The following is a 26,411-nucleotide window of genomic DNA, read 5'->3' as shown; positions in this document are numbered from 1 at the left end:
AGAAACTCGCGCCCGAGAAACCGTATTCGCAGTACGCCCACAACGGCGCGGAGGACAACGCGGACGCCCACCTCAAGCGCACGGTCATGGGCCGCGAGGTCGTCGTCGCCGTCAGCGGCGGCCAACTCGATTTCGGGCCGTGGGAGAGCATTTTCTACGGGGAGTTCGACGGCCGGCGCCGCAAGCGCGTGCTGGTCAAGATCATCGGGGAATAAAGGAGGCGGGATGAAAAGGATCTGGATCGCGCTGCTGCTGATTTCGGCGCTATCGGCGGGCGCCGCGGAGAGCTGGGTGTCGTTCGTCATCACCGCGAACGACCTGCCGGAGAAAGGCTGGGTGCACATCACGGGCAACCACGAGAAGCTCGGGAACTGGGACCCGGCGGCGATCGCCCTCCAGAAACGGGCCGACGGCTTCTGGGTGCTCAAGGTGCCCGTCGAAACCGGCACGACGCTGGAATACAAGTTCACGCTGGGCTCCTGGGACACCGAGGCGCTGGCCGACGACGGGTCCGTGCCGCCCAACCACGTGCTCCGCGTCGGCGGCGACACGACGGTGCGCGAGGTCGTGACGCAGTGGCGGAAAGCGCGCGACCCCGCCGCCCCGAAGTACACGGGGACCGTCGAATACCACGCCGGCATGGAAGGCGAGGGCATCCTGCCGCGCGACGTCCTCGTCTGGCTGCCCCCGAGTTATGCCGCGGATGCGGAACGCCGCTATCCCGTCCTCTACATGCACGACGGCCAGCAGGTTTTTAATCCCTCCACCTCCACGCACGGCGTGGACTGGGGCGTGGACGAAACGGCGACGCGGCTGATCGGCGAAGGCCGGATGCGCGAAATCATCGTCGTGGCCGCCACCTGCACCAGCAACCGGTTCCCGGAGTACGCCGAGACGGAACAGGGCGCCGCGTTCCGCCGGTTCCTCGCGAAGGACCTGAAGGCCTTCATCGACTCGAAGTACCGGACGCTGGCCGGGCGGGAGCACACCGCGGTCATGGGTTCGTCCATGGGCGGGCGCGTCTCCTTCCTGACGGCCTGGGAGTACCCGGAGGTCTTTTCCATGGCCGGGTGCCTCTCGCCCTCGTTCCCGGACGAGACGCTGGCCCTCGCCCGCGAGAAGCAGGAAGATCCGCCCGCGGTCCGGTTCTACATGGACAACGGCGGGATCGGCCTCGAAGAGCGCCTGCAGAAGGGCATCGATCGAATGCTGCCCCTGCTGCAGGGCATGGGCTTTGAACAGGGGAAGAACCTGGTCTGGGTGCTGGACCCGGACGCCGAACACAACGAGGCCGCCTGGGCGGAACGCGTCTGGATGCCATTGCTCTACTTCTTCGGCGAGGGCCCGCAGGACTGGATCCGGGACCTGCCGCCGATATCCCCGGCCGCGGAATCAGGGGACGCCGGGTAAGGGCGGGATCATGAACTTCCGCCGACAGGGCGGCGGAACTACAGTGTTCCTGTAGCTCCGGCGCTCCGCCGCCGGAGAATTTCGATGCCGAAAATCGCCAGAGTCGTCGTCGAGGTCGCGCGCAACCGCGAGTTCGACTACCTGGTCCCGGCCCGGCTGGAGGCGCAACTCCAGGTCGGCATGCAGGTCGTCGTGCCGTTCGGCCATTCCGAGGCGCGCGGCTATGTCGTCGGCTTTTCCGGCGAGGCGCGGCATCCGAAGCTCAAGGAAATCCGCGATACCGTCGGCCAGGCCGTGCTGGTGGACGAGCGGCTGCTGGAACTGGCGCGCTGGATCGGGGAGTACTACCAGGCGCCCGTGGAGCGGGTGATCCATACCGTGCTCCCCGCGCCGGTCCGCCGGAAGGGCACGGGCTTCAAGGAGCGGCTGATGGTCCAGCCGGGCGAGGCGGCGCTGGACGAACTGGCCGTGGAGAAACTGCGGCTCAAGGCCCCGAAGCAGGCCGCCGTGCTGGACGCGCTCCGGGCGGGCGGCCCGGCCTTCCTCAACGACCTGGCGCGCGCCGCGAAGACCACGTCCGCCGCCGTCCGCGCGCTGGAGAAGAAAGGCTGGGTGCAAGTCGGTCGCCAGGCCGTGCACCGCGACCCGCTGGCCGGGCACGAGCTCCTGCGGACCCAGCCTCTGGCGATGATGCCGCAGCAGCAGGACGCCCTCGCCCTGGTGTGCCGCGCCATGGACACGCTCGAGCCGCCGGTCGTGCTGCTCTACGGGGTCACGGGCAGCGGCAAGACGGAAGTCTATCTCCAGGCCATCGCGCGGGCCCTGGAGAAGGGGCAGGGGGCCATCGTCCTCGTGCCGGAGATTTCGCTGACGCCGCAGACCATCGAGCGCTTCGCCGGACGGTTCGGCGACACGATCGCGGTGCTGCACAGCAGCCTCTCCGACGGCGAGCGGCACGACGAGTGGCACCGGGTGCGTCAGGGCCGGGCCCGCGTGGTCATCGGCGCCCGCTCGGCGCTGTTCGCGCCGGTGGAGCGCCTCGGGCTGATCGTCGTGGACGAGGAGCACGAGCCGACCTACAAGCAGGAGGAAACCCCGGCCTACCATGCCCGCGACGTCGCCGTGATGCGCGGGCGCCTGGAGCGCTGCGCGGTGGTGCTGGGCACCGCCACGCCCTCGCTCGAGTCGTTCCAGAACACGCGCAACGGGAAGTACGGCCTCGCGCGGATGCCCGCGCGCGTGGACCACCGCACCATGCCGTCCGTGCGCGTGGTGGACATGCGCGCCGAGGCCGAGCGCGAAGGCCGCCCGAATGTCTTTTCCCGCGACCTGGTGGAGGCCATCCGGGGGCGCCTGGACCGGGCCGAGCAGACCATGCTGTTCCTCAACCGGCGCGGCTACTCCACCTCGCTGGTCTGCCCGAAGTGCGGCTACGTGGCTCGGTGCGGCGAGTGCAGCGTGGCCATGACCTATCACCGGCAGCCGGACGCCCCGGAGGTGTTGCTCTGTCACGTCTGCGGGGCGCGCCGCGCACTGCCGTCCCGGTGCCCGAACGAAGAGTGCCGCGACCCGGCCTTCAAGTTCGCCGGCTTCGGAACCCAGCGGATCGAGGCCATCGTCGCGAAGCTGTTCCCGAAGGCCCGCGTGCGGCGCATGGATTCCGACACCACCAGCCGGAAGCACTCGCACGGCCGGATCCTGGGCGAGTTCCGGACCGGCCAGATCGACATCCTCGTCGGCACCCAGATGATCGCCAAGGGCCTGCATTTCCCGAACGTCACGCTCGTCGGCGTGCTCTACGCCGACTTGAGCCTGCACATGCCGGACTTCCGGGCCGCCGAGCGGACCTTCCAACTGCTGACCCAGGTCGCGGGCCGCGCGGGGCGGGGGCAGGCGACCGGCGAGGTCATCGTCCAGACCTACACGCCGTTCCACCCGGCCATCCAGGCCGCGCGGCGGCTGGACTACGAGGCGTTCTTCGACCAGGAAATCGAGTTCCGGAAGGAACTGGAATACCCGCCGTTCGGGCATCTCGTGTGCCTGCATCTACAGGGCCCGAACGAGGCCAAGGTCCAGTTCGCCGGCGAGGCGCTGGTCCGCGCGTTGCAGCCGAAGCGGCCTCCCGGCGTTCGGATCGCGGGCCCGACCCCCGCGCCGCTGGCCCGCGCGCGCGGGCAGTACCGCTTCCAGGTCATCCTGCGCGCGGCGACGACCCGGAGCATGACGGCGCCCCTCAAGGCCGTCCTCGACACCTTCAAGTGGCCCGAGGACGTCCGCTGCATCGTGGACGTGGACGCGGTGTCCTTGATGTAATCGCTTGTAGACGGGGTCGCCGACCCCGTCTACAGGCCGCCCCTGGCGCCCGCGGTATAAGTTTCCAATGTTTGGAAAAATCGGGCAGAATTTTTCCAAACATTGGAAAAAAACGCGCCGGATTTTCCAAACATTGGAAAAACGGGCCTGAAATTTTCCAATGATTGGAAAACCCGGAGGGGCCCATGCCGCGCGTGAAACTCGAGCTGCCCGAGAAGCTGCCGTTTCAAACCGATCTCGAGGTCCGCATCGGCGACGTGAACTACGGGCGGCATCTCGGCAACGACGCCGTGCTCGGCCTGCTGCACGAGGCCCGGCTGCGCTTCCTGAAGCAGCACGGCTTCACGGAGGAAGACGCCGGCGGCGCGGCGATGATCATGCTCGATGCCGTGATCGTGTACGCCGCGCAGGCCTTCCACGGCGACGTGCTGCGCGCGGAGGTGGGCGCGGGCGAGTTCGGCGCCTGCGGCTGCGACTTCTACTACCGGCTCACCCGGGTCGCGGACGGCCGGGAGATCGCCCGGGCCAAAACGGCCCTCGCGTTCTTCGATTACGCCGCCGGCCGGATCGCCCGGATGCCGGCGGAGTTCAAGGCGCGGCTGGCGCGGCCGGCTTGAGCGCCGCGAGGGCGTCGAGGTCGAGCTTCTTCACCGCGGCCTGGAGGGCCTCCCACGCGACCTTGTAGCCGGTGACTTTCACCATGAAGCGGCCGCCCGCGAGAATTTCGATTTCGCCGCGCTGGTCCTCGTTGTCGTACTCCTCGCGCGCCTTGTGGCTGCCGTAGCTGGTCGTGCGCTCGAAGCCGGTATCCGTCTCGCGGTCGATCTCGGACGACGCCCACGCCGCCTGCGCGAAGCTCATGAGGCCGCCCATGCCGCCGTTGTCGGAGAGACTGATCTCGATGGAGGCGTCGCCCTGCTCGTACCGGCCCTCGGCCTGGGAGATGGTCATGCCCATCGCCGTGTTCTTCTCGCCGGTGGCGCTCGTGCGGGTGAAGCCGTCGAGCGATTCGGGGAGCAGGGCCTTGAGCGCGCGGAAGTCGACGACCGGCGCGCTGTTGCTGGCCGCCGCGGTCATGGCCTGCATGGCCTTCATGAGTTCGGCCATGTCGGGCTCGGACACCTGGGCCGATACGCGGCCCGCGCCGGCCGCGAGGAACGCGAACAGAACGATGCTGACGATCTTTGCCGACTTCATCTGTAGTCCTTTCCTTGGAGTTCAAAGAAACCGGGCAGACTATACCGCACGACGGGAAGCCGTGCAACCGGTCCGCGAGTCCCGAATCCGCGCATCCCCTTTGCTCCAGCAAAAGACCCCCGCGGCCTTGCGCCGCGGGTGAATCAGTTTGGCGGCTAGAGCGGCCACGCACCTGCTTCCGCGGCGTTCGTTGCCGCCAAACTGATTCACCCGCCAGACCAGCTGGCGGGGGTCTTACAACTAGAACAAGGGGATATGTCGCTTGCGAGTCGGGCTTGCGTTGCGCGGGACGGACCAATACAAATGGCCACCATGCGGCACCCGAAGGCCATAGGCTGGGAGGACAAGCTCAAGGCGCTTTTCGACCGGATCGACGACCGGCTGGAGGAGCGGTACGGGAAGAAGTACCCGCTGCACCCGAACCGCCCGCCGCGCGGCGCGACGGCGAACCGGGAATCCGACGGCCTGTTCAACGTCGGCGCGGCCTTTTCCGCCGGCTACGGATCGAGCCTCGGCAAGGGGTACGTCGTGGAGATCCGCATGGCGACCCCGGCGCGCGTCCCGCCGGCCGTCATGGAATCGATCGAGCAGGAAGTCGTGTCCATGATCGAGGCGGAAGTGAAGACGGAGTTCCCGGGCCGCGATCTCAAGGTCAGCCGCGACGGGCCCGTGTACAAGATCCACGGCGACTTGAGCCTTGGCGAGGCCTGATCAGAGCAGCAGGGCCTCGAGCTCGGACAGCGTGCCGATCGTGACGTCGGGCTCGAAGTCGCCGGGCTTGCGCGGCAGCTTCTCGGGCGTCTCCCACCGGCGCAGCATCACCACGTGCAGCCCGGCGCGCTTGCCGCCCTGGACGTCCGCCACCCAGTTGTCGCCGACGAGCACCGCCTGGTCCGCCCGCACGCGCAGGTCGTCCAGGATCGTCAGGAACGGCACCGGGTGCGGCTTGACGAGATGGACGTCGGCGGAGACGACGACGGACTTGAAGTAGGCGTCGAGGCCGGTCTTGGCCAGGCTCTCCCGGATGGCGTCGCCGTCGGGGTAGTTCGAGAGCAGGCCGAGCCGGTACCGCTGGGCGAGCCGGTCGAGCAGGCCGTACACCTCCGGCTCCGCGCGGACGATGCGGACGAAGACCTCGAAGCGGGCGCGCAGGATTTCCGCGAGCTGCTCGGGCGAGGGGTCGAGGCCGTAGAGCTCCTGGATCATGGCCGTGGTGATCTCGACGAGGTCGTTCTCGCGGTAGAGCGGGGGATCACCGGCGTACGGGGCCAGGCGGTCGCGGTCGCGGAGGGCGGAGAGCTTCTCGAAATCCGGCTTGCCGAAGTGCTTCTCGAGGGCGTCGGCGAGGGCGGCGTCGCAGACGACGACCTGCTTGCGGCTGAATTCCACAAGCGTGTTGCCGTAGTCGAAGATGACCGCCCGGATGCTTTTCTTGTCGAACGCCATTTTTCCGCTACCTTCTTTCCCGCCGAGGCCCTTCAGCATGCCGGAGGAGCCGGGCGCAATCAATGGCAATCCGATGGGTCAGGCGGGTTTTTCACGCGGGCTGGGAGCGGAACGTCGTGGTCACCGGCGTGTCGCAGTTCTTTTCCATCATGGGCTTTGCCTTCGCCCTCCCGTTCGCGCCGTTCTACATGCAGGAGCAACTCGGCGTGACGGACCCGGCGCGGCTCAAGTTCTGGGTGGCGATGTTCGGGGCCGCGACGCCGCTCTCGCTGGCGGTCTTCTCGCCGCTGTGGGGACACCTGGCGGACCGGTACAGCCGGCGGCTGATGCTGCTGCGGGCCAACTTCGCGGGCGCGGCGGTGATCCTGCTCATGGGCCTGGTGCGCAGCGTGGAGGCGCTGTGCGTGCTGCGCCTGCTGCAGGGGATGTTCACGGGCACGATGACCGCGGCCCAGACGATGGTCTCCGTGCAGGCGCCCGCGCACCGGAGCGGCCAGGCCCTCGGCGCGCTGACGGCCGCCGTCTTTTCCGGCTCGCTGACCGGGGCGTTCGTCGGCGGCGTGGTGGCCGACGGGCTCGGGTACCGCGCCGCGTTTCTCGTCGGGGGGGCGTTCCTGCTCGCGAGCGGCCTGCTGGTCGCCCTCTGGACCACCGAGGACGCGCCCGGCGCGCCGCGCGCGGAGGACGGGCGCACGGCGGAGGGGCGGCTCGCGGGGCAGGGCATCCTGCCGGTGCTCCTGCTCTTCGGCCTCCTGTCCTTCGTGCGGCAGTTCGACGTGTCGTTCCTGCCGCTGCTGGTGCAGGAGATCCACGGGGGGCTGGCGGGCGCCGCGATCCGGACGGGAGCGCTGAACGCGGCCGGTGGAATCGCCGGCCTGCTGGCGGCGCTGGTCGTGGGGCGGGTGGCGGATCGCTCGACGCCCGCGCGGCTGGCGCTGCTGCTGACCCTCGGCGCCGGGCTGCTCATGGCGCCGCAGGCGTGGACGCGCACCTTCGTATTCCTTTTTCCCGTCCGCTTCGCCATGGTGTTCTGCACCGGGGCGCTCGATCCCGTGATGCAGATCTGGCTGACGCGCATCACGCCCGTGCGGCGGCGCGGCGCGGTGTTCGGGTGGGCCGGCACGATGCGGTCGATCGGCTGGTTCATGGCGCCGCTGGGCAGCGGCCTCGTCGCGGCGCACTACGGGATCCGCGGCATCTTCGTGGCCGGCGGGCTGTTGTTCATGCTGGTGCTGCCCGCGATCCGGTGGGCGGAGCGCTCGCGGCCGGAGCCTACGGAGCCCAGACCCACCACGTGAACGCGCAAGCGGCGAGAACCGCGGCCACCGTGAACGGGACGCCGATCGCCATGAACTCGCGGAACGTGACGACGTGGCCGCGCTTCTTCAGGATGCCGATCGCCACCACGTTGGCCGACGCGCCGATCGGCGTGATGTTGCCGCCGAGGCAGGAGCCGATCAGCAGCCCGAAGAGGAGGACGGGCACGGGGGCGTGCAGGTTATCCGCGACCTTCTGCACCACGGGGATCATCGCCAGCAGGAACGGCACGTTGTCCACGATCGCGGACAGGGCCACCGACACCAGCACGATCGCCGCGAAGGCCCCGAACAGGCGGCCGCCCAGGTGCGCGGAGATCCACGAGGCGAAGACATCGAGCCAGCCGGACTCGCTCAAGCCGCCGACCAGGACGAACACGCCGATCAGGAACAGGGTCGTGTCCCAGTCCAGCGTGCCGACGAGCTCGCGGACGCTCTGCCAGCGGGCGCGGAAGCGGTACCAGAGCAGCCCGAGGGCCGCCAGCACGAGGGTCAGCGTGCCGGCCAGCCACTTGAAATCCGGGTCGAACACGGAGGTCACGGAGAGCCCGAGGATGAGCGCGAGCATCAGCAGGCCGGGCACCGGGGAGCGGATCTTCTCCTGCGGGACGATCGCGGTCGGCTCGCGGTGCGCGCGTAGCTGCCACGCGAGGACGGCCAGCGCCGCGAGCGCCCCGACCTGCACGGCGAAGAAGATGCCCGGCCTGCCGTGGTAGGCAAAGAAATCGTTGAAGCTCATCTTCATATAGCCGCCGAGGATCATGCTCGGCGGATCGCCGATCAGCGTCGCCGTGCCCTGCAGGTTGGAACTGACGGCGATGGCGATGAGCAGGGGGACGGGCGAGAGCTTCAGCTTGTCGGCGAGGCTCAACGCGACGGGCGCGACGAGCAGGACCACGGCCACGTTTTCCACGAACATCGAGAGCCCGCCGGAGAGGGCGCAGACCGCCAGCATGGCCCCGCGCACCGTGCGCGTGCGGTCCACGAGGAACTCGGCCATCACGGCGGGCATCCGCGACTGCATGAACATCTCGGCCAGCACCAGCGTGCCGAAGAACAGGGCGATCACGTTCCACTGGATCGTCTCGGTCAGCGCGGTCTTCCAGCCCAGCGCCCCGGAGAGGACGAGCAGGAAGCTGCCGCCCAGCGCGATCCACGAGCGCCGCTTCGGCAGCGCGACGAAGAGCGCGTAGCACAAAATAAAAATGACCACCGGCGCGAGCGAGGGTTTCATAGCCTCACGCCAGTCTGGAGGAAGCGTTCGCGGCGCGTCAATCAAAACACGACGCGGGATTGCAAGGGGCCCGGCCGCGCGCTATGAATGATCCCGAAACAAAGGAGAGGGTCATGGATTTCTTCAAAGCGATCGAAGAGCGGCGCAGTTCGCGGAAGTTCACCGGCGAGGCCGTGCCGCGGGCGCACCTGGAGGTGATCGCGGACGCGGGGCGGCGGGCGCCCACGGCGCGCAACGAGCAGCCGTGGGACTTCGTGGCGGTGACCGACCGCGCCCGGCTCAAGGAGCTGGCCGGCCTGGCGGACAACGGAAAATTCATCGCGGAGGCGGGTGCCTGCCTGGCGGTGCTGTGCCGGCCGTCGAAGTATTACCTGGAAGACGGCTGCGCGGCGACGGAGAACATCCTGCTGGCGGCGACGGCGCTGGGGCACCAGACCTGCTGGGTGGCCGGCGACAAGAAACCCTACGCGCCCGCGGTGTGCCGGCTGCTCGGCGCGCCGGACGGTTTTTTACTGGTCTCCCTCGTGGCCATTGGGAAGGCGGAACCTGTCGGAGGCCGTGCGCCGAAGCGCCCGCTGAACGAGGTGCTGCACTGGGAGAAATACTAGTGTCCTGTCCCAGAAGTAGCGGCGCACCATCCCAGACCCCGGCGGGCTTGTCCCGCCGGTGAACGAGGCTGGGGAAACGCGCCCGGCGCGACGTTCCCCAACCTTCCGCCCCTGCCGGTCAAGCCGGCAGGGGGCGATCTCTGTGTCCATGTATTTCCGGGACACCACACTGGCCGCCGCGTCCCGCCTGCGGCGCTACAGAGCCGAGAGACCCGCGAGCCAGCCGCTGGAAAAGGCCCATTGCAGGTTGAACCCGCCGCAGGGCCCGTCGAGGTCCACGATCTCGCCCGCGAAATAGAGGCCCCTCACGAGGCGGCTCGCGAGGGTGTGGGGATCGATCTCGCGCAGGCTGACGCCGCCGCGGGTGACCATGGCGTGGTCGAATCCCTCCGTGGCGACGATCGTCAGCGGCCAGCCGGCGAGGTGGGCGGCCAGGCGCTCGCGCTGGTCCGCCGCGAGGCGCGAGGCGGTCAAGTCGGCCGGCACGCCGCACGCGGCGGCGAGCGCCCCGGCGACCGACCGCGGCAGGAACCCGTCCAGCCACGCGGCCACTCGCCGCGTCCCATTGGAGCGAGGCAGTTGTTCCAGGTCCCGAGTCCAGTCCGCCGGCGCGCGGCCGGGCGCGAGGTTCAGGAAGGCCGGCACGGGCGCGCCGTCGGCCAGCCGGGCGCTGACCTCGCCCGAGAGATCGAGCGCCGCGGGACCGGACAGGCCGCGGTGCGTGAAGAGCAGGGCGCCCCGGACGCAAGGGGCTTCGCGGCCCCGGCGGGCGAGGGAGAGTTCCGCGTCGGCCACCGAGGCGCCGGCGCAGGCGGAGGGCCATGTCTCCTTCGTGACCAGGGGGACCAGGGCCGGGAGGGGCGGGATGACGGTGTGGCCCGCCTGCCGGGCCAGCGCATAGCCCTGGTCGCCGCCGCCGAGTTTCGGGTAGCTCCGGCCGCCGGTGGCGAGAATCACATTCCGACCGCGCCACGGCCCCCGCGCGGTCTGCAGTTGCGCCGTTTCCACGGCCTGGAAGGAAAGTCCATGGACCGGGCAATCCAGCCGGAAGATCACGCCGGCCCGCGTGCAGGCCCGGACGAGGGCCTGCTGCGCGTCGGCGGCGGATTCGGAGACGGGATAGACGTGCACGCCGTCCGGGGCGAAGGTGGGCACGCCCAGTTCGGCCAGCCAGCGGCGGAGGGCCGCGGGGTCAAGCATGGAGAGCGCGGGCTGGAGGAACCGGCCGCTCCGCCCGAAGCGCGCCATGATGGATTCCAAATCGAGTGTAGTGGTCAGGTTGCCGCGCCCGCCGCCGCTGGCCATGAGCCGGAGCCCGGGGCGCGGGAGTTGTTCAAAGACCGTGACGCGGGCGCCATGCCGGGCCGCCATCCAGGCCGCCGTCAATCCGGCCGGCCCGCCGCCCACGACGGCCACGTCGCGGTCGGCCCTGGAAGTGTCGGACATGGCGGCCAGCATAAACCCTCGGCCCCGCGCGGAGAAGTCCCTTGACGCGGATTCATTTAGCGATTCATTTGCGTTTGTTGCTTTCCCTTTTTGGGTATATAAGAAGGAAAGAAGACACGGCGCCGAATGAAAACGCCCAATTCGACATCGTATCGCCCGCCCCGGGGTTCGGTATCGGCGTGGCGGCAGGTGGGCCTGGTGTGCCTGGGCCTTCTCGGGGCCTGCGCGGCCCGCGGATCCGACGGCATCCCCCAGGGGAAGGAAGTCCTGGTTCTCCATTCCTATCATTACGGCATGCGCTGGGCGACGGCCATCAGTGACGGGATCCAGTCCGTGTTCGACAGCCCCGAGGGCAAATGGCACGTGCTCCAATTCGAGTTCATGGACGCCAAGCGGATCTCCTCGCCGGAGTACTTCGAGGAGCTCGCCCGGCTTTTCTCCATGAAATTCCGGACCAACGAGTTCAGCGCGGTCATTGCCTCGGATGACGACGCGCTGCGTTTTCTCCTCCAGTACCGGGCCCGGCTTTTCGGCCCGACGCCGGTGGTGTTTTGCGGGGTGAACTACTTCCGGCCCGAGATGCTGGAGGGGCAGGCGGATATCACCGGGGTGGTGGAGTCCTACGACCTGGAGGCCACGCTGGATGCCGCCTTGCAGCTTCATCCTGGCACGCGGCAGGTGTACGTGATCAACGACCAGAGTTCCACCGGCAAGGCCAACAACAAGAGGGTCGAAGAGATCATGCCGAAGTACGCGGGGCGGGTGTCGTTCCGCTTCACCGGCCCGGCCAGCATGGCGGAACTCCTGGATGAAATACGCGGGCTGCCGGAAAAGACGGTGGTACTTCTGATGACCTTCAATCAGGACCGGCTGGGCCAGGTGTTCCGTTACCGCGACGCCGCGCAACTGGTCTGCTCGGCCACCCCGCTTCCGGTCTACGGCGTGTGGGCGTTCTACCTCGGCGACGGGATTGTCGGGGGCATGCTGACGCGGGGGGAGACCCACGGGCGCGCGGCGGCGGAAATGACCCTGCGGATCCTGGCCGGGGAGCGCGCGGAAGGCATCCCGGTGATCCAGCGCTGCCCGAACCAGTACATGTTCGATCACGCGCAGATGCAGCGTTTCGGGATCGATCTCGCGGCGTTGCCCGCGGGGAGCCTCGTGATTCACCGGTCCGAGCCCATGTACCGGTTCCGGAAGCAGACGGTCTGGCTGGTTTTGGGCGGCGTGGGGATCCTGGGCCTGCTGGTCCTGGGGTACGGGATCAACGTGAACAAGCGGCTGCAGGCGCAGCATGCCCTGCAGGCCGCCAACGAGCAACTGCTGCGCGAAATGGCCGACCGGAAACATGCCGAACAGGAACGCGTAAGGCTCTCCGCGGCCGTGGCGCAGCTGGCCGACGGGGTCGTCATCACCGACACCCAGGGCGTCGTCTGCTACGTCAACCCGGCCCTGGAGAAAATGACCGGGTACACGTCCGCGGAACTGCTGGGGCAGAGCGCGCGGTTCTTCGGCCGGCCTGAAGATACGCGCCAGGTACGCGAGGTGCTGGAAGCGCTGCTCCACGGGGAGAACTGGCGGGGCCGCATGCGGACCCGGCGCAAGGACGGCTCCGTGCGCGAGGAGGACGTGCTGATCTCGCCGGTGAAGGATGGGACGGGCCGGGCCGTCCATTACCTGGCCATCCGGCGCGACGTGACGGACAGCGTCGCCCTGGAGAACCAGTTGATGGAGACGCAGAAGATCGAAACCGTCGGAGAGATCGCCGGGGGGATCGCCCACGATTTCAACAATATGCTGACGGTCATCTTGAGCAGCGCCCAGTTCCTGGCGGATGCCGTGGCGCAGGATGCGAAGTTGAGCAAGGACGCGGGGGAGATTCTCCGGACGGCGAAGCGGGCCTCGCAACTGACCAAGGAGTTGCTGACCTTCTGCCGGAAGCAGCCCATCGAGCTGAAGGCATTGAACGTCAACGAGATCATCGCGGGCATGGAGGGCATGTTCCAGCATATCCTCGGCGAGCGCATCCGGCTGGAGGTCCGCCTGGCGCGCGAGCCCTGCATCGCCCAGGTGGACAAGGGCCGGCTGGAGCAGGTGCTCGCCAACCTCGCGATGAACGCGCGGGACGCCATCCACAACCAGGGCTCGGTCACCATCGGCACCGCGATGGTGAAGCTGGACAACGAGCCGGCCTCCGAGTTCGTCGAGCCTCCGGACTTCGAGGCCGGGGCGCGCCATATCCGCATTTCCGTGCAGGATACGGGCAGCGGCGTATCCGAGGAAATCCGGCGGAAGATATTTGAGCCCTTGTTTACGACCAAACCGGCGGGGCAGGGAACCGGCCTGGGCCTCTCCGTGGTATACGGGATTGTCAAGCAGCACGGCGGACGCCTGGCCCTGGAGACGGAAGTGGGCAAGGGCAGCACCTTCAAGATCTACCTGCCGGCGGCGTACGTGCCGCCCGCCAAGCTGTCGGCCACGGGCGCCATCACCCCGGTAGCCGGAGGGACGGAAACCGTGCTGCTGGTGGAGGACGAACGCTCGGTCCGGGACGTCACCGGCCGCATCCTGACCCATCTCGGCTACAAGGTGCATGTGGCCGACTGCGCCGAGAGCGCCCTGGAACTGATGGCCCGGACCGCGGAACACATCCATCTCCTCCTCACCGACATCGTCATGCCGGGGATGGACGGGGTGAGCCTGGCGCGCGAGGTGCTCAAGATGCGGCCGGGAATCCGCGCCCTCTTCGCCTCCGGTTACTCGCAGGAACACTTGAGCAAGGACCCGGACTTGTTCATGATCCCCCTCCTCCGGAAACCCTTCGAGGCGGGCGAACTGGCGCGCCTGGTCCGCCAGGTTCTCGACGGCCCCGACCAGCGGCCGGGCTCCGCCCCGTGAAGGCGTGCGCCCGCGGGCGGCTTCGGCCGGTGCTCGGCCTGGGCGCCGCGGCCCTGCTCCTGTTGCAGGTGGCGGCGTGGAACCATGCGCGCTCCTTTCTGAACTACCGCGCCGGCGGTCCCGCGGCGGCAATCGAGGCTCTCTCCGCAGGGGACAAAATCCTCATCCTGTTCCGCGGCGCGGCGCGGGCGCGCCCCGTGAACGACCGATCGCCGGCGCAGTTCGGCCTGGAGTTCGAAACGGTCACATTCAGCGCTGCCGACGGCGCGGATCTGGAGGCCTGGTTCATCCCCGCGCCGGGCGACCGTTGGCCCGTGCTTTTTTTCCACGGGTACGGCACCTCGCGATCCAGCCTGCTGGAGGAAGCCGCGGCCGTCCGGGCCATGGGCCACCCCGTGCTCCTGGTGGACCTGCGCGGCAGCGGCGGTTCGACCGGGAACCGGACCACGCTGGGCGTGCGCGAGGCCTTCGACGTGCAGGCCGCCGCGGAGTGGATCCGCGGGCGCCTGCCGGATCGGGACGGCCTCTTCCTCTACGGCCAGTCCATGGGCGGCGCCGCCGTGCTGCGCGCCGTGGCCGTCCTCGGGGTCGAGGCCGACGGCATAGTCGTGGAGGCGGTCTTCGATACCATGCTCAACGCCGTGCGGAATCGTTTCCGGGCCCTGGGCTGGCCGGCCTTTCCCGCCGCCGAGTCGCTGGTCCTCTGGGGCGGCGTGCAGTGCGGATTTAACGGCTTTCGGCACAACCCGGCGGAGTACGCGGCCGGGACGAAGGTCCCGACCCTGGTCCTGCATGGGGAGAAGGATCCCCGGGTGACGACCGAACAGGCGCAGCGCCTGTTCGGCCGCCTGGTCGGGCCGCGCTTCATGGTCAGGTTCTCCTCGGCCGGACATTCTTCCTGCCTTGCCGCCGATTCGGAAAAATGGCGGAAAGCCGTACGGCAGTGCCTGGAGGAAGCGGCCGCGCCGGCCGAATGACGATGTCGAGGGCGTGGCGGCGGCTCCATCTTTCTGCTTGTAACCGGGGTCAAACGCTGTAGATTTTGACCCTATGAACCAATCGGTCATCGTTAGTGTAACGATCACGGGAGGCTCTTGAGAGGGCCGCCGGCGGATACCTTTTTCGCTGTGGCCCCCTCGCGTGAGGGGGTTTTTCGTATCGGCCAACAGGATGGATGGACATGAAAGAAATCGGCATAGGCTTGCTCGGCTTCGGTACCGTCGGGGCCGGGGTGGTGGAAGGCTTGCAGCAGAACGACCGGTTACTCGAGGAGCGCCTGGGCCTGCGGCTCGTCCTGCGCCGCCTGGCCGACCTGGATCTGGACTCGGACCGCGGCGTGAAGGTCGACCGGGCCCTGATGACCCGCGACGCCGGCGAGGTCATCCGCGACCCGAAGGTGGACGTCGTCGTGGAACTCATCGGCGGCGTGACCAAGGCGAAGGAATTCATCCGGCAGGCGCTCGAACTCGGCAAGCCCGTGGTCACGGCCAACAAGGCCCTGCTGGCGGAGGCCGGCGCGGAGTTGCACCGGCTGGCCGCGGAAAAGAAGACGGCGCTCTATTTCGAGGCCAGCGTGGGCGGCGGCATCCCGATCATCAAGGCCGTTCGTGAAGGCCTGGTGGCCAACCGGATCGCGAGCGTGTACGGTATCCTTAACGGCACCTGCAATTACATCCTCACGCGCATGGAGGAGGAGCAGATGCCCTTCGACCAGGTGCTCAAGGCCGCCCAGCAGGCCGGGTACGCCGAGGCCGAACCGAGCTTGGACGTGGACGGCCGCGACACGGCCCACAAGGCCGTCGTCCTGGCCTCGCTCGCGCACGGCTTCCCCGTGCCCATGAGCGCCGTGCACGTCGAGGGCATCCGCAGCATTTCCTCCGGGGACATCGCCTACGCGGCCGAGATGGGCTACCGCATCAAGCTGCTGGCGGTGATCAAGCAGGGCGGCAACGGCGTCGAGGTACGCGTGCACCCGACCCTTGTCCCGCACGCCCACCCGCTGGCCGCGGTCAGCGGTGTGTTCAACGCGGTGCTGGTGTCCGGGGACATCGTGGGCGACACACTGTACTACGGCCGCGGCGCGGGGCGCCGGGCGACCGCGAGCGCGGTCCTGGCCGACCTCGCCGACGCGGCCCGCGACCTGGCGTCCGGCGCGCGCCGCCCGCCCGTGCTCCGGCAGGCGTCCGGCGCGTTGCGGCCGATCGGCGAGATTGTCACCCGCTGTTACCTGCGCCTCTCGCTGCTGGACAAGCCCGGCGTGCTGGCCCTGGTGGCGCAGGCCCTCGGCCGCAACGGGATCAGCATCGCGTCGGTGATGCAAAAGGAGACCCGGCAGGGCGAGCATGTGCCCGTGCTGGTCGTGACCCATGCCGCGCCGGAGAGCGCGTTCCGGGCCGCGCTGGCCGAGATCGACACACTGGACGTGGTCGGCGCGCCGACCGTGAGGATACGGATCGAGGACTTTTAATCCTGTAGTTCCGCCGCGCCGTCGGCGGAAATCTCCGGCGGCGGAGCGCCGGAGCTACAGACGGAAGAAGGATGACGAGCTCATGAAAGTGGCTAAATTCGGCGGGACCTCGCTGGCGGACGCCGGCCAGATTCTCAAGGTGCTGGAGATCGTCCGGGCCGACCCGGACCGGCGGATCGTCGTGGTCTCCGCGCCCGGCAAGCGGTCGAAGGACGACACCAAGGTCACCGACCTGCTGATCGCCTGCGCGAAGGCGATGCTGGCGCGCGGCGAGGCCGAGGCGGAACTGGCGCTCGTGGTGCATCGCTTCGCCGAGATCGGCCGCGAGCTGGACCTGCCGTCCGCCCTGCTGACGGAGATCGAACAGGATTTGCGCGGTCGGCTGTCCGCCGACCGCAGCCACAAGGGCCTGTTCACGGATGCCGTCAAGGCCGCGGGCGAGGATTACAGCGCCCGCTGCGTCGCGGCCGCCTTCGCGCGGAAGGGCGTGCCGGCGGCCTATGCCTGCCCCCGCGAGGCCGGCATGGTCTTGAGCGACGAGCCCGGCAACGCCCAGGTGCTGCCGGAATCCTACGCCAGGCTGGCCGCGCTGCGCGGCCGGCCCGGCGTGACGATCTTCCCCGGGTTCTTCGGCTATACGCGGGCCGGCCGGATCGTCACCTTCCCGCGCGGCGGCTCGGACATCACCGGCGCCATCCTCGCCGCCGCCGTGAAGGCGGACGCCTACGAGAATTTCACCGACGTGGATTCGGTCTATTCCGCGGACCCGCGGATCGTGCCCGACGCCCGGCCGATCGAGCTGCTGACCTACCGCGAGATGCGCGAGCTGGCCTACTCGGGGTTCGGCGTGTTCCACGACGAGGCCATCCTGCCCGCGGTCCACGCGAATATCCCGATCAACATCCGCAACACCAACCGCCCGTCCGCGCCGGGCACGATGGTCGTGCCGGAGCGGCCCGCGCACACCGGCGGCGTGGTGGGCATCTCCAGCAGCGACGGGTTCTGCACGCTGTTCTTGAGCAAGTACCTGATGAACCGCGAGATTGGGTTCGGCCGGAAACTGCTCCAGATCCTCGAGGAGGAGGGCCTCTCCTACGAGCACGCGCCGTCCGGCATCGACAACACGAGCGTCATCCTGCGCGACCACCAGTTCACGCCGGAGAAGGAACGCCACGTGGTCGGCCGGATTCAAAAGGAATTGGGCGCGGACGACGTCGAGGTCGAACGCGGGCTGGCGCTGTTGATGGTCGTGGGCGAGGGGATGAGCCATACCGTCGGCCTGGCGGCCCGCGCCACGCGGGCCCTGGCCGACGCCGGCGTGAACATCGAGATGATGAACCAGGGCTCTTCGGAAATCAGCATGATGTTCGGCGTGAAAGCGGACGACCGTAAAAAGGCCGTGAAGGCTTTATATCACGCGTTTTTCAATTGAAGACAGGACGGAGAAACCGCGGATTACGCGGATTGCGCGGATGGTTCAAACCGCGTTATCCGCGCCATCCGCGGTGAAAAGGACAGGATGGTAAGGCCATGAAGACAAACAAACGCATCGCGATCTATGACACCACGCTGCGCGACGGCGCGCAGGGCGAGGGGATTTCGTTCTCGGTGGCGGGCAAGGTCCGCGTCGCGAAGCGGCTGGACGCCTTCGGCGTGGACTACATCGAGGGCGGATTCGCGGCCTCCAACGTGAAGGACATGGCCTTCTTCAAGGAGATCAGGAAGGAGAAGCTCGTTCACGCGAAGATCGCGGCGTTCGGCAGCACGCGGCGGGCGAATACCCCCGTGGCCGAGGATCTCGGCACCCAGGCGCTGATCGAAGCGGACACGCCGGCCTGCACGATCTTCGGCAAGAGCTGGCGGCTCCATGTCAAGGAGGTCCTCCGGACCACGGACGAGGAAAACCTCGCTATGATCGCCGACACCGTGCGGTACCTGAAACAGCACGGCAAGGAAGTCATCTACGACGCCGAGCACTTTTTCGACGGGTACAAGGATGATCCCGAGTATGCGCTCAAGACCCTGCGGGCCGCGCTGGACGCCGGGGCGGACCTGGTCGTGCCCTGCGACACCAACGGCGGCACGCTGCCGCACGAGGTATTCGCGATCATCCAGGAGGTGATCCGCCAGGTCGGGCCCAAGGTCGGCATCCATGCGCACAACGACGGGGAGACCGGCGTGGCGAACAGCCTCGAGGCCGTCCGCGCGGGCGCGGTGCAGGTCCAGGGCACGACGAACGGCTACGGCGAGCGGACGGGCAATGCGAACCTGACGTCCATCATTCCGAACCTGGTCCTCAAGATGGGCTGCGACTGCCTGCGGGAAGGGAGCCTGAAACAGCTTCGCGAGGTCTCGCTGTTCGTGGACGAGATCGCCAACGTCCGGCCGAACCGCAAGGCGGCCTTCGTCGGCGACAGCTCTTTCGCCCACAAGGCCGGCATGCACGTGGACGCCGTCCGCAAGGTCGCCCGCAGTTTCGAACACATCGACCCGGCCGTCGTGGGCAACGAGCGGCGCGTGCTGGTGTCGGAGCTGTCCGGCGCGTCGAACATCTTCCTCAAGGCGGTCGAGATGGGGATGAACCTCGACAAGACCTCGCCGGAGGTGAAGGAGATTCTTCACGAGCTGGAGCGGCAGGAGAAGGAAGGCTACGAGTTCGAGGCGGCGGAGGGTTCCTTCAAGCTGCTGGTGCAGAAGGTGCTCAAGGCCCACCGCCCGTTCTTCACGCTCGAGGGCTTCCGCGTGATCGTCGAGAAGCGGCACCGCAGCGAGCCGTGCCTGTCCGAGGCGACGGTGAAGCTGACGGTCAACGGCGAGACGGAGCACACCGTCGCCGAGGGCGACGGCCCGGTGGACGCCCTGAACTCGGCGCTGCGCAACGCGCTGACGCGCTTCTACCCGCAGATCGCCGACGTGGTGCTCACCGATTACCGGGTCCGCATCCTCGACCCCGAGACGGCGACCGCGGCCAAGACCCGCGTGCTGATCGAGTCGAGCGACGGCCGCCAGACCTGGGGCACCGTGGGCGTGTCCGGCAACATCATCGAGGCCTCCTGGGAGGCGCTCGTGGACAGCGTGGAGTACAAGCTGTTCCTCGAGGAGAAGAAAGCGGGGAAGAAAGATGGCTGACCTGGCCAAGCACTACGATCCCAAGTCGATCGAAGAGCGCTGGTACCGCGAGTGGACCGAGCGCGGGCTGTTCCATTCCGACGCCTCGCGCGGCGGCAAGCCGTTCTGCATCGTCATCCCGCCGCCGAACGTGACGGGCATCCTGCACATGGGCCACGCCCTCAATAACTCCATCCAGGACATCCTGATCCGCTGGAAGCGGATGCAGGGCTTCAACACGGTCTGGGTGCCCGGCACGGACCACGCCGGCATCGCGACGCAGAACGTCGTCGAGCGCGCGCTGAAGAAAGAGGAGAAGAAGACCCGCGACGACCTCGGTCGCGAGGAGTTCATCCGGCGCGTCTGGAAGTGGCGCGAGCAGTACGGGGCCACGATCATCCGGCAGCTCAAGAAGATCGGGGCCTCCTGCGACTGGGACCGCGAGCGGTTCACAATGGACGAGGGCTTGAGCCGCGCCGTCGCCGAGGTGTTCATCCGGCTCTACGAGAAGAAGCTGATCTACCGGGGCGAGTACATCATCAACTGGTGCCCGCGCTGCCGGACCGCGCTGTCCGACGAGGAGAGCGAGCACGAGGACCTCGGCGGCAAGCTTTACTACATCCGCTACCCGGTCAAGGACGCGAAGAAAAAGGAGCATGTCCTGGTCGCCACGACTCGGCCGGAGACCCTGCTCGGCGACGTCGCCGTCGCCATCAACCCGCGGGACGAGCGATACCGGCACCTGGTCGGCAAAACTCTTGTCCTCCCGATCCTCCAGCGCGAGTTGCGCGTGGTGGAGGACGACTTCGTGGACCCGAAGTTCGGCACGGGCGTGGTCAAGGTCACGCCCGCGCACGACCCGAACGACTTCGCCATCGCCCAGCGGCACGGCCTGACGCCGATCAACGTGATGAACGACGACGGCACGATGAACGAGGCCGCGGGGCCGTACGCGGGCATGGACCGCTTCGCCTGCCGCGAGGACATCGTCGAGGACCTGCGCGACGCCGGGCTGGTGGAGAAGATCGAAGACCACGACCATGCCGTCGGGCACTGCTACCGCTGCCACACGATGGTCGAGCCGCGGCTGTCGCCGCAGTGGTTCGTAAAGATGAAGCCGCTGGCCCGGCCCGCTATCGAGGCCGTGCGCGACGGCCGCATCCGTTTCATCCCGGAGCGCTGGACCAAGGTGTACCTCGACTGGATGGAGAACCTCCGCGACTGGTGCATCTCGCGGCAGATCTGGTGGGGGCACCGCATCCCGGTGTTCTACTGCGACGCCTGCGGCCACGAATGGGCGGCCCGCGAGAAACCCGGGTCCTGCCCGAAATGCGGCTCGGCGGACTTCCGGCAGGACGAGGACGTGCTGGACACGTGGTTCTCCTCGTGGCTCTGGCCGTTCAGCGTGTTCGGCTGGCCCGAGAAGGGCGCCGACCTCTCGTTTTACTACCCGACCGTGACGCTCTCGACGGCCTCGGAGATCATCTTCTTCTGGGTCGCGCGCATGATCATGGCGGGCTTCGAGTTCATGGGCGACCTCCCGTTCCGCGAGGTCTATATCCACGGAACGGTGCGCGACGAGTCGGGGCTCAAGATGAGCAAGAGCCTCGGCAACTCCATCGACCCGCTGGCGATCACCGAGCAGTTCAGCGCCGACGCCCTGCGCTTCAGCCTGATCATGCTCACGGCGACGGGGCAGGACGTGTTCCTCTCCAACAACAAGTTCGAGATCGGCCGGAACTTCGGCACGAAGATCTGGAACGCCGCGCGGTTCATCCAGATGCAGACCAAGGGCCCGGCGGCCTCCGACGAGCCGGCCTTCGACGCCGCGACACTATCCGCGGATGACCGCCACATCCTGGCCAAGCTCCACGCCGCCATCGCCGCCTGCGATGACAACCTGGCGCGCTACCGGCTCAACGACTACGCCAAGACCTTGTACGAATTCCTCTGGCACCAGTTCTGCGATTGGTACGTGGAGTACGCCAAGCAGGTTCTGTACGGCACGGATGAGAAGCGGAAAAGCGACGTGCTGGGCGTGATGCACTACGTCTTCTCCCGCGCGCTGCGCCTGCTGCACCCGCTGATGCCGTTCCTGACCGAGGAACTGTGGCACGGGATGGGCTACGCGGCGTTGCACGGCGATTCGTACCTCATGACCGAGAAGTGGCCCGAGCCGCGCCCCGAGGAGGACCTGCACGCGTGGGGGATCACGCCGGAGCTGGTCGCCTACGTGGACGCCCGGCACGACCTCGTGCGCATCGGGCGCACGCTGCGCGCGGACTACGGTATTCCGCCGGGCACCCGGGTGAAGTTCACCGTCCGGCCGGTCAGCCCCCCCGTGGCGGGGCAGTTGGAATCCGACCGCGAGGCGATCGTTTCCCTGCTCAAGGCGGAGACCCTGGCGATCGACCCGGCCTTCGCGCCGGTCGGCGCGATGCCGAGCGGCTTGAGCCCGCTGGGCACGATCTTCCTGTCGCTCGAGGGCCTCGTGGATGCCGCGAAAGAAGTCGAGAAGCTCAACGGCCAGATTGAGGAGGCCGAGGACGGCATCCAGAAACTGGCCCGGAAACTGGATAACCTGGACTTCGTCACCCGCGCGCCCGCGGCGGTGATCGAGCAGCACAAGGCCCGCAAGGCGGAGCTGGTCGAGAAGCTGGAGAAGCTGCGCAAGCTCCGTGACATGCTCAAGACAGCCTGACCCTCGAGCCGCTGGAGACGGGACGCCCCCGTCCCGCGAGGCGTCGCGCTGGCGTGGTCAAACAAGGGGAGAGAAACCGCGGATCACGCGGGTGGACGCGGATAGGGAGGCGCGGCGGGGCGCCTCCCCGTTGTCCTTGACGTTTCCCGTGACACGGTTTATATTCAAGTTGAAGTTCAACTTGGAGATCAACATGACCGCGGTTTCGCTGTTGGAGTTCCGGAAGGATGCGGGGGGGGTGTTGAATCGCGTGCGTCGCGGCCAGTCGCTGTTGCTGACCGTTCGCGGCAAACCGGTGGCGCGCCTCGAGCCGGTGAAACGAAAGGCCGGCCCGGAAGATCCTTTGTACCGGCTGGCCGACCTGGCGGCGGAAGACGGCGTGTCCCTGTCCAACGCCGAGATGGACCGGGGGATCTATGGGGCGTGAAGTATTCCTGGATACCGGGGCGTTTTACGCGCTGCTGGTAAAAAAGGACGACGCGCACGAACGCATGGAGGGGTACATGCGCGAGTCCGCCCGGCAGCGCCGGCTTTTTGTGACGACCGATTATGTCCTCGATGAGACCGCCACGCTCCTGAAGGCACGCGGGCACGGCCCGGTGGCTTCGGCTTTCCTGGCCGGCATCCTGGAATCCGCGTCCTGCCGTGTGGTCTGGATGGACCCCGAACTCTTCAGCGATGCCTTCGCCTTCTGGGCCAAGCATGAAGATCAGGACTGGTCCTTCACGGATGGGGTCAGCTTTACCGTCATGAGGCGCCTGAAGCTTCGAACGGCCCTGACCAAGGATCGCCATTTCCGCGAGGCCGGTTTTGAAACACCCCTCCTGGGCTGAGGGAACGCGGCCTTGCGATGCTCGGCGGCGCTCTGCTATGCTCCCGGGCGTGACGCCATTGGGGGACTATCTCGCGGAACTCAAGCGGAACCTGGACAAGGGGATCGCCACCGAGCACACCTACCGGCCGTTCCTCGAACGGCTCCTGGAAGCCTGCGGCAAGGACGTGGACGCGACCAACGAGCCGCGCCGCATCGCCTGCGGCGCCCCCGACTTCATTGTCACACGGAAGAAAACGCCCCTCGGCTACGTCGAGACCAAGGACATCGGCACGAACCTCGACGAGATGGCCCGCGGGCGCGGCCCGCACGGCGAGCAGTTTGTCCGCTACCGCGACGGGCTGGCCAACTGGATGCTGACCGACTACCTCGAGTTCCGGTGGTTCGTCGGCGGCGAGCCGCGCCTGGCCCTGCGCGTGGCGGAGGTGGACGCCAGGGGAAAACTCCGGCCGCTCCCGGACGCGGAACCCCAACTGGCCGCCCTGCTCAACGCCTTCTACGAGCAGCCCGCCCTGACCATCGGCACCGCCCGCGAACTCGCCGTCCGCATGGCCGCGCTCACGCGCATCCTGCGGGACCTCATTAACGCCACCTTCCGCCACGAGGCGGAAGAATTGGAGAAAACAAGGCTCCGCGAGGCCGCCGCCGAATACGGCGCCGGGAAGCCGCGCGGCCCGTGGCTGCACGCCTGGCTCTCCGCCTTCCGCGAGACGCTGATCCCCGACCTGACCGAGGCCGACTTCGCCGACATGTTCGCCCAGACGCTCGCCTACGGCCTCTTCGCGGCGCGCATCCACACCCCCGCGAACAAGGAATTCACCCGCGAGATGGCGGCCTACCGGCTGCCGAAAACAAATCCCTTCCTGCGCAAACTGTTCCACGAGATCGCCGGCGTGGACATGCCCGACACCATCGCGTGGGCCGTGGACGACCTCGTGGACCTGCTGCGGCACGCCGACATGCACGAGATCCTGCGGGACTTCGGAAAGGGGAAGGGCCGGGAAGACCCGATCGTCCACTTCTACGAAACCTTCCTCGCCGCCTATGACCCGAAACTGCGCGAGGGCCGCGGCGTCTACTACACCCCCGAGCCCGTCGTCGGCTGGATCGTCCGCTCGCTCGACCGGCTCCTCCAGTCGAAGTTCGATCGGCCCGGCGGCCTGGCGGACGAGAAAACCCTGATCCTCGATCCCGCCGCCGGCACGGCGACGTTCCTGTATTCCGTGCTTAACGAGGTGTACGCCCGGTTCGCGAAGCAGAAGGGCGCGTGGGACGGCTACGTGGAGAACCATCTCCTCAACCGCCTCTTCGGCTTCGAGCTGCTCATGGCCCCGTACGCCATCGCGCACCTCAAGCTCGGCATGCGGCTGGAGGAGACCGGCTACGGCTTCGGCGGCGACCGGCGGCTCGGGGTCTTCCTGACCAACACCCTCGAACAGGCCGCTCACAAGAGCGAGCAGCTCTACGCGAGCTGGATCTCCGAGGAGGCCGACGCCGCCTCGGAGGTCAAGTCCAAGGCGCCGATCATGGTTGTGCTCGGCAACCCGCCGTACGCCAACTTCGGCCGGATGAACCGCAACCCGTGGATTCTCAAGCTGCTGGAGGACTACAAGAAGGACCTGAACGAGAAGAAGCTCAACCTCGACGACGACTTCATCAAGTTCCTGCGGTTCGCCCAGTGGCGCATCGAGCGGACGGGGCACGGGCTGATCGGGTTCATCACCAACAACACGTATCTCGACGGCATCACGCACCGCCGGCTGCGCCGATCGCTGATGGAAGCCTTCGACGAGCTCTACGTCCTGAACCTCCACGGCAGCTCGAAGAAGAAGGAGAAGACGCCCGAGGGCGGCAAGGACGAGAACGTCTTCGACATCACCGTCGGCGTGTCCATTTTGCTGGCGGTGAAAAAGGGTAGGGCGGAAGACGGTCTCGCGGGAGCTCGACCCTCCAGTGCCCGTTTACCGGACGGGTCCGTGGAGGGCGGAGCTCCCGCGACGCCGGAAAAGAGCGGCGCGCCCGGCGGTCGCGCCCTACCCAAAGTCTTACACGCCGACCTGTGGGGGCGGCGCGAACAGAAATACGAATGGCTCGGCGGAAACGACGCGGAGTCCACGAAATGGACGGAACTAAAACCCACGGAGCCGTACTGGTTCTTCGTGCCGAAGGATACGAAGGCACAGGAGGAGTACGGGCAAGGTGTTTCGTTGAAAGATGCCTTTGTCGTGTCGGGTTCTGGTGTCAAAACAGAAAGGGATTCACTGTCTATCCATTTTGAAAGAGCAAGTTTAGTTTCCACTGTATCTGATTTTCTTGACCTTGAGGAGGGAGAGATTCGTCGTAAGTATGGACTCCAAAAGGACAGCCGAGACTGGAAACTTAAAAAAGCGATTACAGATCTTCGCGAGAACAATTCCGCGAATCCAATTCACCCAGTTCTTTATCGCCCGTTTGATGTTCGTGTCATTTGGTATAGCGGAAGGACCAGAGGGTTTGTTGGAACTCCTGGCTTCCCTTGCATGAAGCACATGATCGCCGGAAACAACTTGGCTTTTCTGGCTATGCGTCAAGTTTCAGTTGGCGAGGATTATAATCACTTTAGCATCGCCAGATTTATGACGGACAATAGGGCTTTTTACAGCAGCAAAGGTATATTGAGCGTTTTCCCTCTTTATGTTTACGATGAGACAAATGAATTGAAGCTTGGTACTGGTCCCCGCCCCAACTTCACCCCCTCCTTCGTCTCGGCGGTGGAGGGGGCGCTGGGGATGAAGATGGTTGTAGCCGTGCCGGACGCGCCTCGCAGAGGCGCGGCTACAGCGGAGGGGGGTGTCTTCACGCCCGAGGATGTGTTCCACTACGCCTACGCGGTTTTTCATTCGCCGACGTACCGCGCGCGGTACGCGGAGTTCCTGAAGATCGATTTCCCTCGGCTGCCGCTGACGGCGGACCGGGAGCTGTTCTTCCGGCTGGCGGGGCTGGGGGCGGAACTGGCGGGCCTGCACCTGATGGAGTCGCCGAAGCTCAACGATTTCATCACCTCCTTCCCCGAGAAGGGCGACAACACGGTGGAGAAGGTGTCTTATGCGGGAGGCCGGGTCCACATCAACTCAACCCAGTATTTCGACGGCGTGCCGGAGGCCGTCTGGAACTTCCACGTGGGCGGCTACCAGGTCTGCGAAAAGTGGCTGAAGGACCGGAAGGGCCGGGCGCTGTCCTACGAGGACGTGCGGCACTACCAGAAGATCGTGGTCGCCCTTTCCGAGACCCTGCGCCTGATGGCCGAGATCGACCGGGCGATCCCGGGCTGGCCGATCGGGTAGCGGATTCCCTTCAAGTTACCTTGACTTTTGGCGGGGCGGTCCATACTCTGTCGCACTTGTTACGGCTCGGAGGGGCGGGATCGCGGGAAAAGGGCCGTCTTATATATACGCG

General features: G+C 67.2%; 20 protein-coding genes. 16 read left to right on the top strand and 4 right to left on the bottom strand.

Features of this window, described 5'->3' with window-relative positions; all coding sequences use genetic code 11:
* The 4 genes from KA248_08655 to KA248_08640 form a co-directional block, all read left to right on the top strand.
* On the top strand, positions 1-215 hold a 215-nt coding region (locus KA248_08655; GenBank protein ID MBP7829971.1), incomplete at its 5' end, for a YjbQ family protein.
* A 10-nt stretch (positions 216-225) separates the two neighbouring features.
* Complete coding sequence (locus tag KA248_08650) at positions 226-1,410, top strand: histidine kinase (GenBank protein ID MBP7829970.1); 1,185 nt, start codon at positions 226-228, stop codon at positions 1,408-1,410.
* Positions 1,411-1,494: 84 nt separating this feature from the next.
* On the top strand, positions 1,495-3,723 hold the full coding sequence (priA, locus tag KA248_08645) for a primosomal protein N' (GenBank protein MBP7829969.1): 2,229 nt from the start codon (positions 1,495-1,497) through the stop codon (positions 3,721-3,723).
* Between the two features lie 185 nt (positions 3,724-3,908).
* On the top strand, positions 3,909-4,340 hold the full coding sequence (locus KA248_08640) for a thioesterase family protein (protein ID MBP7829968.1): 432 nt from the start codon (positions 3,909-3,911) through the stop codon (positions 4,338-4,340).
* On the opposite strand, the gene KA248_08635 is transcribed toward KA248_08640, so the two are convergent.
* Positions 4,312-4,920, bottom strand: coding sequence for a transposase (locus KA248_08635; GenBank protein ID MBP7829967.1), 609 nt, complete (start codon positions 4,918-4,920; stop codon positions 4,312-4,314). The genes KA248_08640 and KA248_08635 overlap by 29 nt on opposite strands.
* A 312-nt stretch (positions 4,921-5,232) precedes the next feature.
* On the opposite strand from KA248_08635, the gene KA248_08630 reads away from it, so the two are divergent.
* Complete coding sequence (locus tag KA248_08630; GenBank protein ID MBP7829966.1) at positions 5,233-5,631, top strand: hypothetical protein; 399 nt, start codon at positions 5,233-5,235, stop codon at positions 5,629-5,631.
* On the opposite strand, the gene KA248_08625 is transcribed toward KA248_08630, so the two are convergent.
* On the bottom strand, positions 5,632-6,405 hold the full coding sequence (locus tag KA248_08625) for an HAD family hydrolase (GenBank protein MBP7829965.1): 774 nt from the start codon (positions 6,403-6,405) through the stop codon (positions 5,632-5,634).
* Positions 6,406-6,428: 23 nt separating this feature from the next.
* On the opposite strand from KA248_08625, the gene KA248_08620 reads away from it, so the two are divergent.
* A complete protein-coding gene (locus tag KA248_08620; GenBank protein MBP7829964.1) occupies positions 6,429-7,664 on the top strand; it encodes an MFS transporter in 1,236 nt (411 codons plus the stop codon).
* Here KA248_08620 and KA248_08615 read toward each other — a convergent pair.
* On the bottom strand, positions 7,639-8,916 hold the full coding sequence (locus KA248_08615; GenBank protein ID MBP7829963.1) for an anion permease: 1,278 nt from the start codon (positions 8,914-8,916) through the stop codon (positions 7,639-7,641). The genes KA248_08620 and KA248_08615 overlap by 26 nt on opposite strands.
* A 113-nt stretch (positions 8,917-9,029) precedes the next feature.
* Between KA248_08615 and KA248_08610 the strand changes: the two genes are divergently transcribed.
* Entirely contained in the window at positions 9,030-9,524 is a 495-nt protein-coding gene (locus KA248_08610; GenBank protein ID MBP7829962.1) for a nitroreductase family protein, read from the top strand.
* A 195-nt stretch (positions 9,525-9,719) separates the two neighbouring features.
* Here the strand turns inward: KA248_08610 and KA248_08605 are convergent, their stop codons facing one another.
* The gene (locus tag KA248_08605; GenBank protein ID MBP7829961.1) at positions 9,720-10,970 is read right to left on the bottom strand and encodes an NAD(P)/FAD-dependent oxidoreductase; all 1,251 of its coding nucleotides are present in this window, start codon (positions 10,968-10,970) and stop codon (positions 9,720-9,722) included.
* 126 nt (positions 10,971-11,096) lie between these two features.
* Here KA248_08605 and KA248_08600 point away from each other — a divergent pair, with 126 nt between their 5' ends.
* The 9 genes from KA248_08600 (at position 11,097) to KA248_08560 (ending at position 26,299) form a co-directional block, all read left to right on the top strand.
* Positions 11,097-13,868, top strand: a complete 2,772-nt coding sequence (locus tag KA248_08600) for a PAS domain S-box protein (GenBank protein ID MBP7829960.1) — start codon at positions 11,097-11,099, stop codon at positions 13,866-13,868.
* A complete protein-coding gene (locus KA248_08595; GenBank protein ID MBP7829959.1) occupies positions 13,865-14,845 on the top strand; it encodes an alpha/beta fold hydrolase in 981 nt (326 codons plus the stop codon). The genes KA248_08600 and KA248_08595 overlap by 4 nt, the downstream gene beginning before the upstream one ends.
* A gap of 203 nt (positions 14,846-15,048) precedes the next feature.
* Positions 15,049-16,335 carry a homoserine dehydrogenase gene (locus KA248_08590; GenBank protein ID MBP7829958.1) on the top strand — a complete coding sequence of 429 codons (1,287 nt, stop codon included), beginning with the start codon at positions 15,049-15,051 and terminating at the stop codon, positions 16,333-16,335.
* A gap of 82 nt (positions 16,336-16,417) precedes the next feature.
* Positions 16,418-17,767: an aspartate kinase gene (locus tag KA248_08585; protein MBP7829957.1), complete on the top strand. Its 1,350-nt coding sequence runs from the start codon at positions 16,418-16,420 to the stop codon at positions 17,765-17,767.
* 98 nt (positions 17,768-17,865) lie between these two features.
* Complete coding sequence (gene cimA / locus KA248_08580) at positions 17,866-19,464, top strand: citramalate synthase (GenBank protein MBP7829956.1); 1,599 nt, start codon at positions 17,866-17,868, stop codon at positions 19,462-19,464.
* Entirely contained in the window at positions 19,457-22,144 is a 2,688-nt protein-coding gene (locus KA248_08575) for a valine--tRNA ligase (GenBank protein ID MBP7829955.1), read from the top strand. Before cimA ends, KA248_08575 begins: the two co-directional genes overlap by 8 nt.
* A 193-nt stretch (positions 22,145-22,337) precedes the next feature.
* Positions 22,338-22,571, top strand: a complete 234-nt coding sequence (locus KA248_08570) for a type II toxin-antitoxin system prevent-host-death family antitoxin (GenBank protein MBP7829954.1) — start codon at positions 22,338-22,340, stop codon at positions 22,569-22,571.
* Positions 22,561-22,977 carry a type II toxin-antitoxin system VapC family toxin gene (locus KA248_08565; protein ID MBP7829953.1) on the top strand — a complete coding sequence of 139 codons (417 nt, stop codon included), beginning with the start codon at positions 22,561-22,563 and terminating at the stop codon, positions 22,975-22,977. The genes KA248_08570 and KA248_08565 overlap by 11 nt, the downstream gene beginning before the upstream one ends.
* Positions 22,978-23,014: 37 nt before the next feature.
* The gene (locus KA248_08560; GenBank protein ID MBP7829952.1) at positions 23,015-26,299 is read left to right on the top strand and encodes an N-6 DNA methylase; all 3,285 of its coding nucleotides are present in this window, start codon (positions 23,015-23,017) and stop codon (positions 26,297-26,299) included.
* Positions 26,300-26,411 lie beyond the last annotated feature (112 nt).

Source organism: Kiritimatiellia bacterium (genome assembly GCA_018001225.1).
Taxonomy (GTDB): Bacteria; Verrucomicrobiota; Kiritimatiellia; order CAIQIC01; family JAGNIJ01; genus JAGNIJ01.
This window is presented reverse-complemented; position numbering and strand designations above follow the sequence as displayed.

Excerpts from the sequence above, each read along its gene's own strand:
- KA248_08650 (MBP7829970.1), top strand. The coding sequence starts at position 226 with ATGAAAAGGATCTGGATCGCGCTGCTGCTGATTTCGGCGCTATCGGCG.
- priA (MBP7829969.1), top strand. The coding sequence starts at position 1,495 with ATGCCGAAAATCGCCAGAGTCGTCGTCGAGGTCGCGCGCAACCGCGAG.
- KA248_08640 (MBP7829968.1), top strand. The coding sequence starts at position 3,909 with ATGCCGCGCGTGAAACTCGAGCTGCCCGAGAAGCTGCCGTTTCAAACC.
- KA248_08635 (MBP7829967.1), bottom strand. The coding sequence starts at position 4,920 with ATGAAGTCGGCAAAGATCGTCAGCATCGTTCTGTTCGCGTTCCTCGCG.
- KA248_08630 (MBP7829966.1), top strand. The coding sequence starts at position 5,233 with ATGCGGCACCCGAAGGCCATAGGCTGGGAGGACAAGCTCAAGGCGCTT.
- KA248_08625 (MBP7829965.1), bottom strand. The coding sequence starts at position 6,405 with ATGCTGAAGGGCCTCGGCGGGAAAGAAGGTAGCGGAAAAATGGCGTTC.
- KA248_08620 (MBP7829964.1), top strand. The coding sequence starts at position 6,429 with ATGGCAATCCGATGGGTCAGGCGGGTTTTTCACGCGGGCTGGGAGCGG.
- KA248_08615 (MBP7829963.1), bottom strand. The coding sequence starts at position 8,916 with ATGAAACCCTCGCTCGCGCCGGTGGTCATTTTTATTTTGTGCTACGCG.
- KA248_08610 (MBP7829962.1), top strand. The coding sequence starts at position 9,030 with ATGGATTTCTTCAAAGCGATCGAAGAGCGGCGCAGTTCGCGGAAGTTC.
- KA248_08605 (MBP7829961.1), bottom strand. The coding sequence starts at position 10,970 with ATGTCCGACACTTCCAGGGCCGACCGCGACGTGGCCGTCGTGGGCGGC.
- KA248_08600 (MBP7829960.1), top strand. The coding sequence starts at position 11,097 with ATGAAAACGCCCAATTCGACATCGTATCGCCCGCCCCGGGGTTCGGTA.
- KA248_08590 (MBP7829958.1), top strand. The coding sequence starts at position 15,049 with ATGAAAGAAATCGGCATAGGCTTGCTCGGCTTCGGTACCGTCGGGGCC.
- KA248_08585 (MBP7829957.1), top strand. The coding sequence starts at position 16,418 with ATGAAAGTGGCTAAATTCGGCGGGACCTCGCTGGCGGACGCCGGCCAG.
- cimA (MBP7829956.1), top strand. The coding sequence starts at position 17,866 with ATGAAGACAAACAAACGCATCGCGATCTATGACACCACGCTGCGCGAC.
- KA248_08575 (MBP7829955.1), top strand. The coding sequence starts at position 19,457 with ATGGCTGACCTGGCCAAGCACTACGATCCCAAGTCGATCGAAGAGCGC.
- KA248_08570 (MBP7829954.1), top strand. The coding sequence starts at position 22,338 with ATGACCGCGGTTTCGCTGTTGGAGTTCCGGAAGGATGCGGGGGGGGTG.
- KA248_08565 (MBP7829953.1), top strand. The coding sequence starts at position 22,561 with ATGGGGCGTGAAGTATTCCTGGATACCGGGGCGTTTTACGCGCTGCTG.
- KA248_08560 (MBP7829952.1), top strand. The coding sequence starts at position 23,015 with ATGCTCCCGGGCGTGACGCCATTGGGGGACTATCTCGCGGAACTCAAG.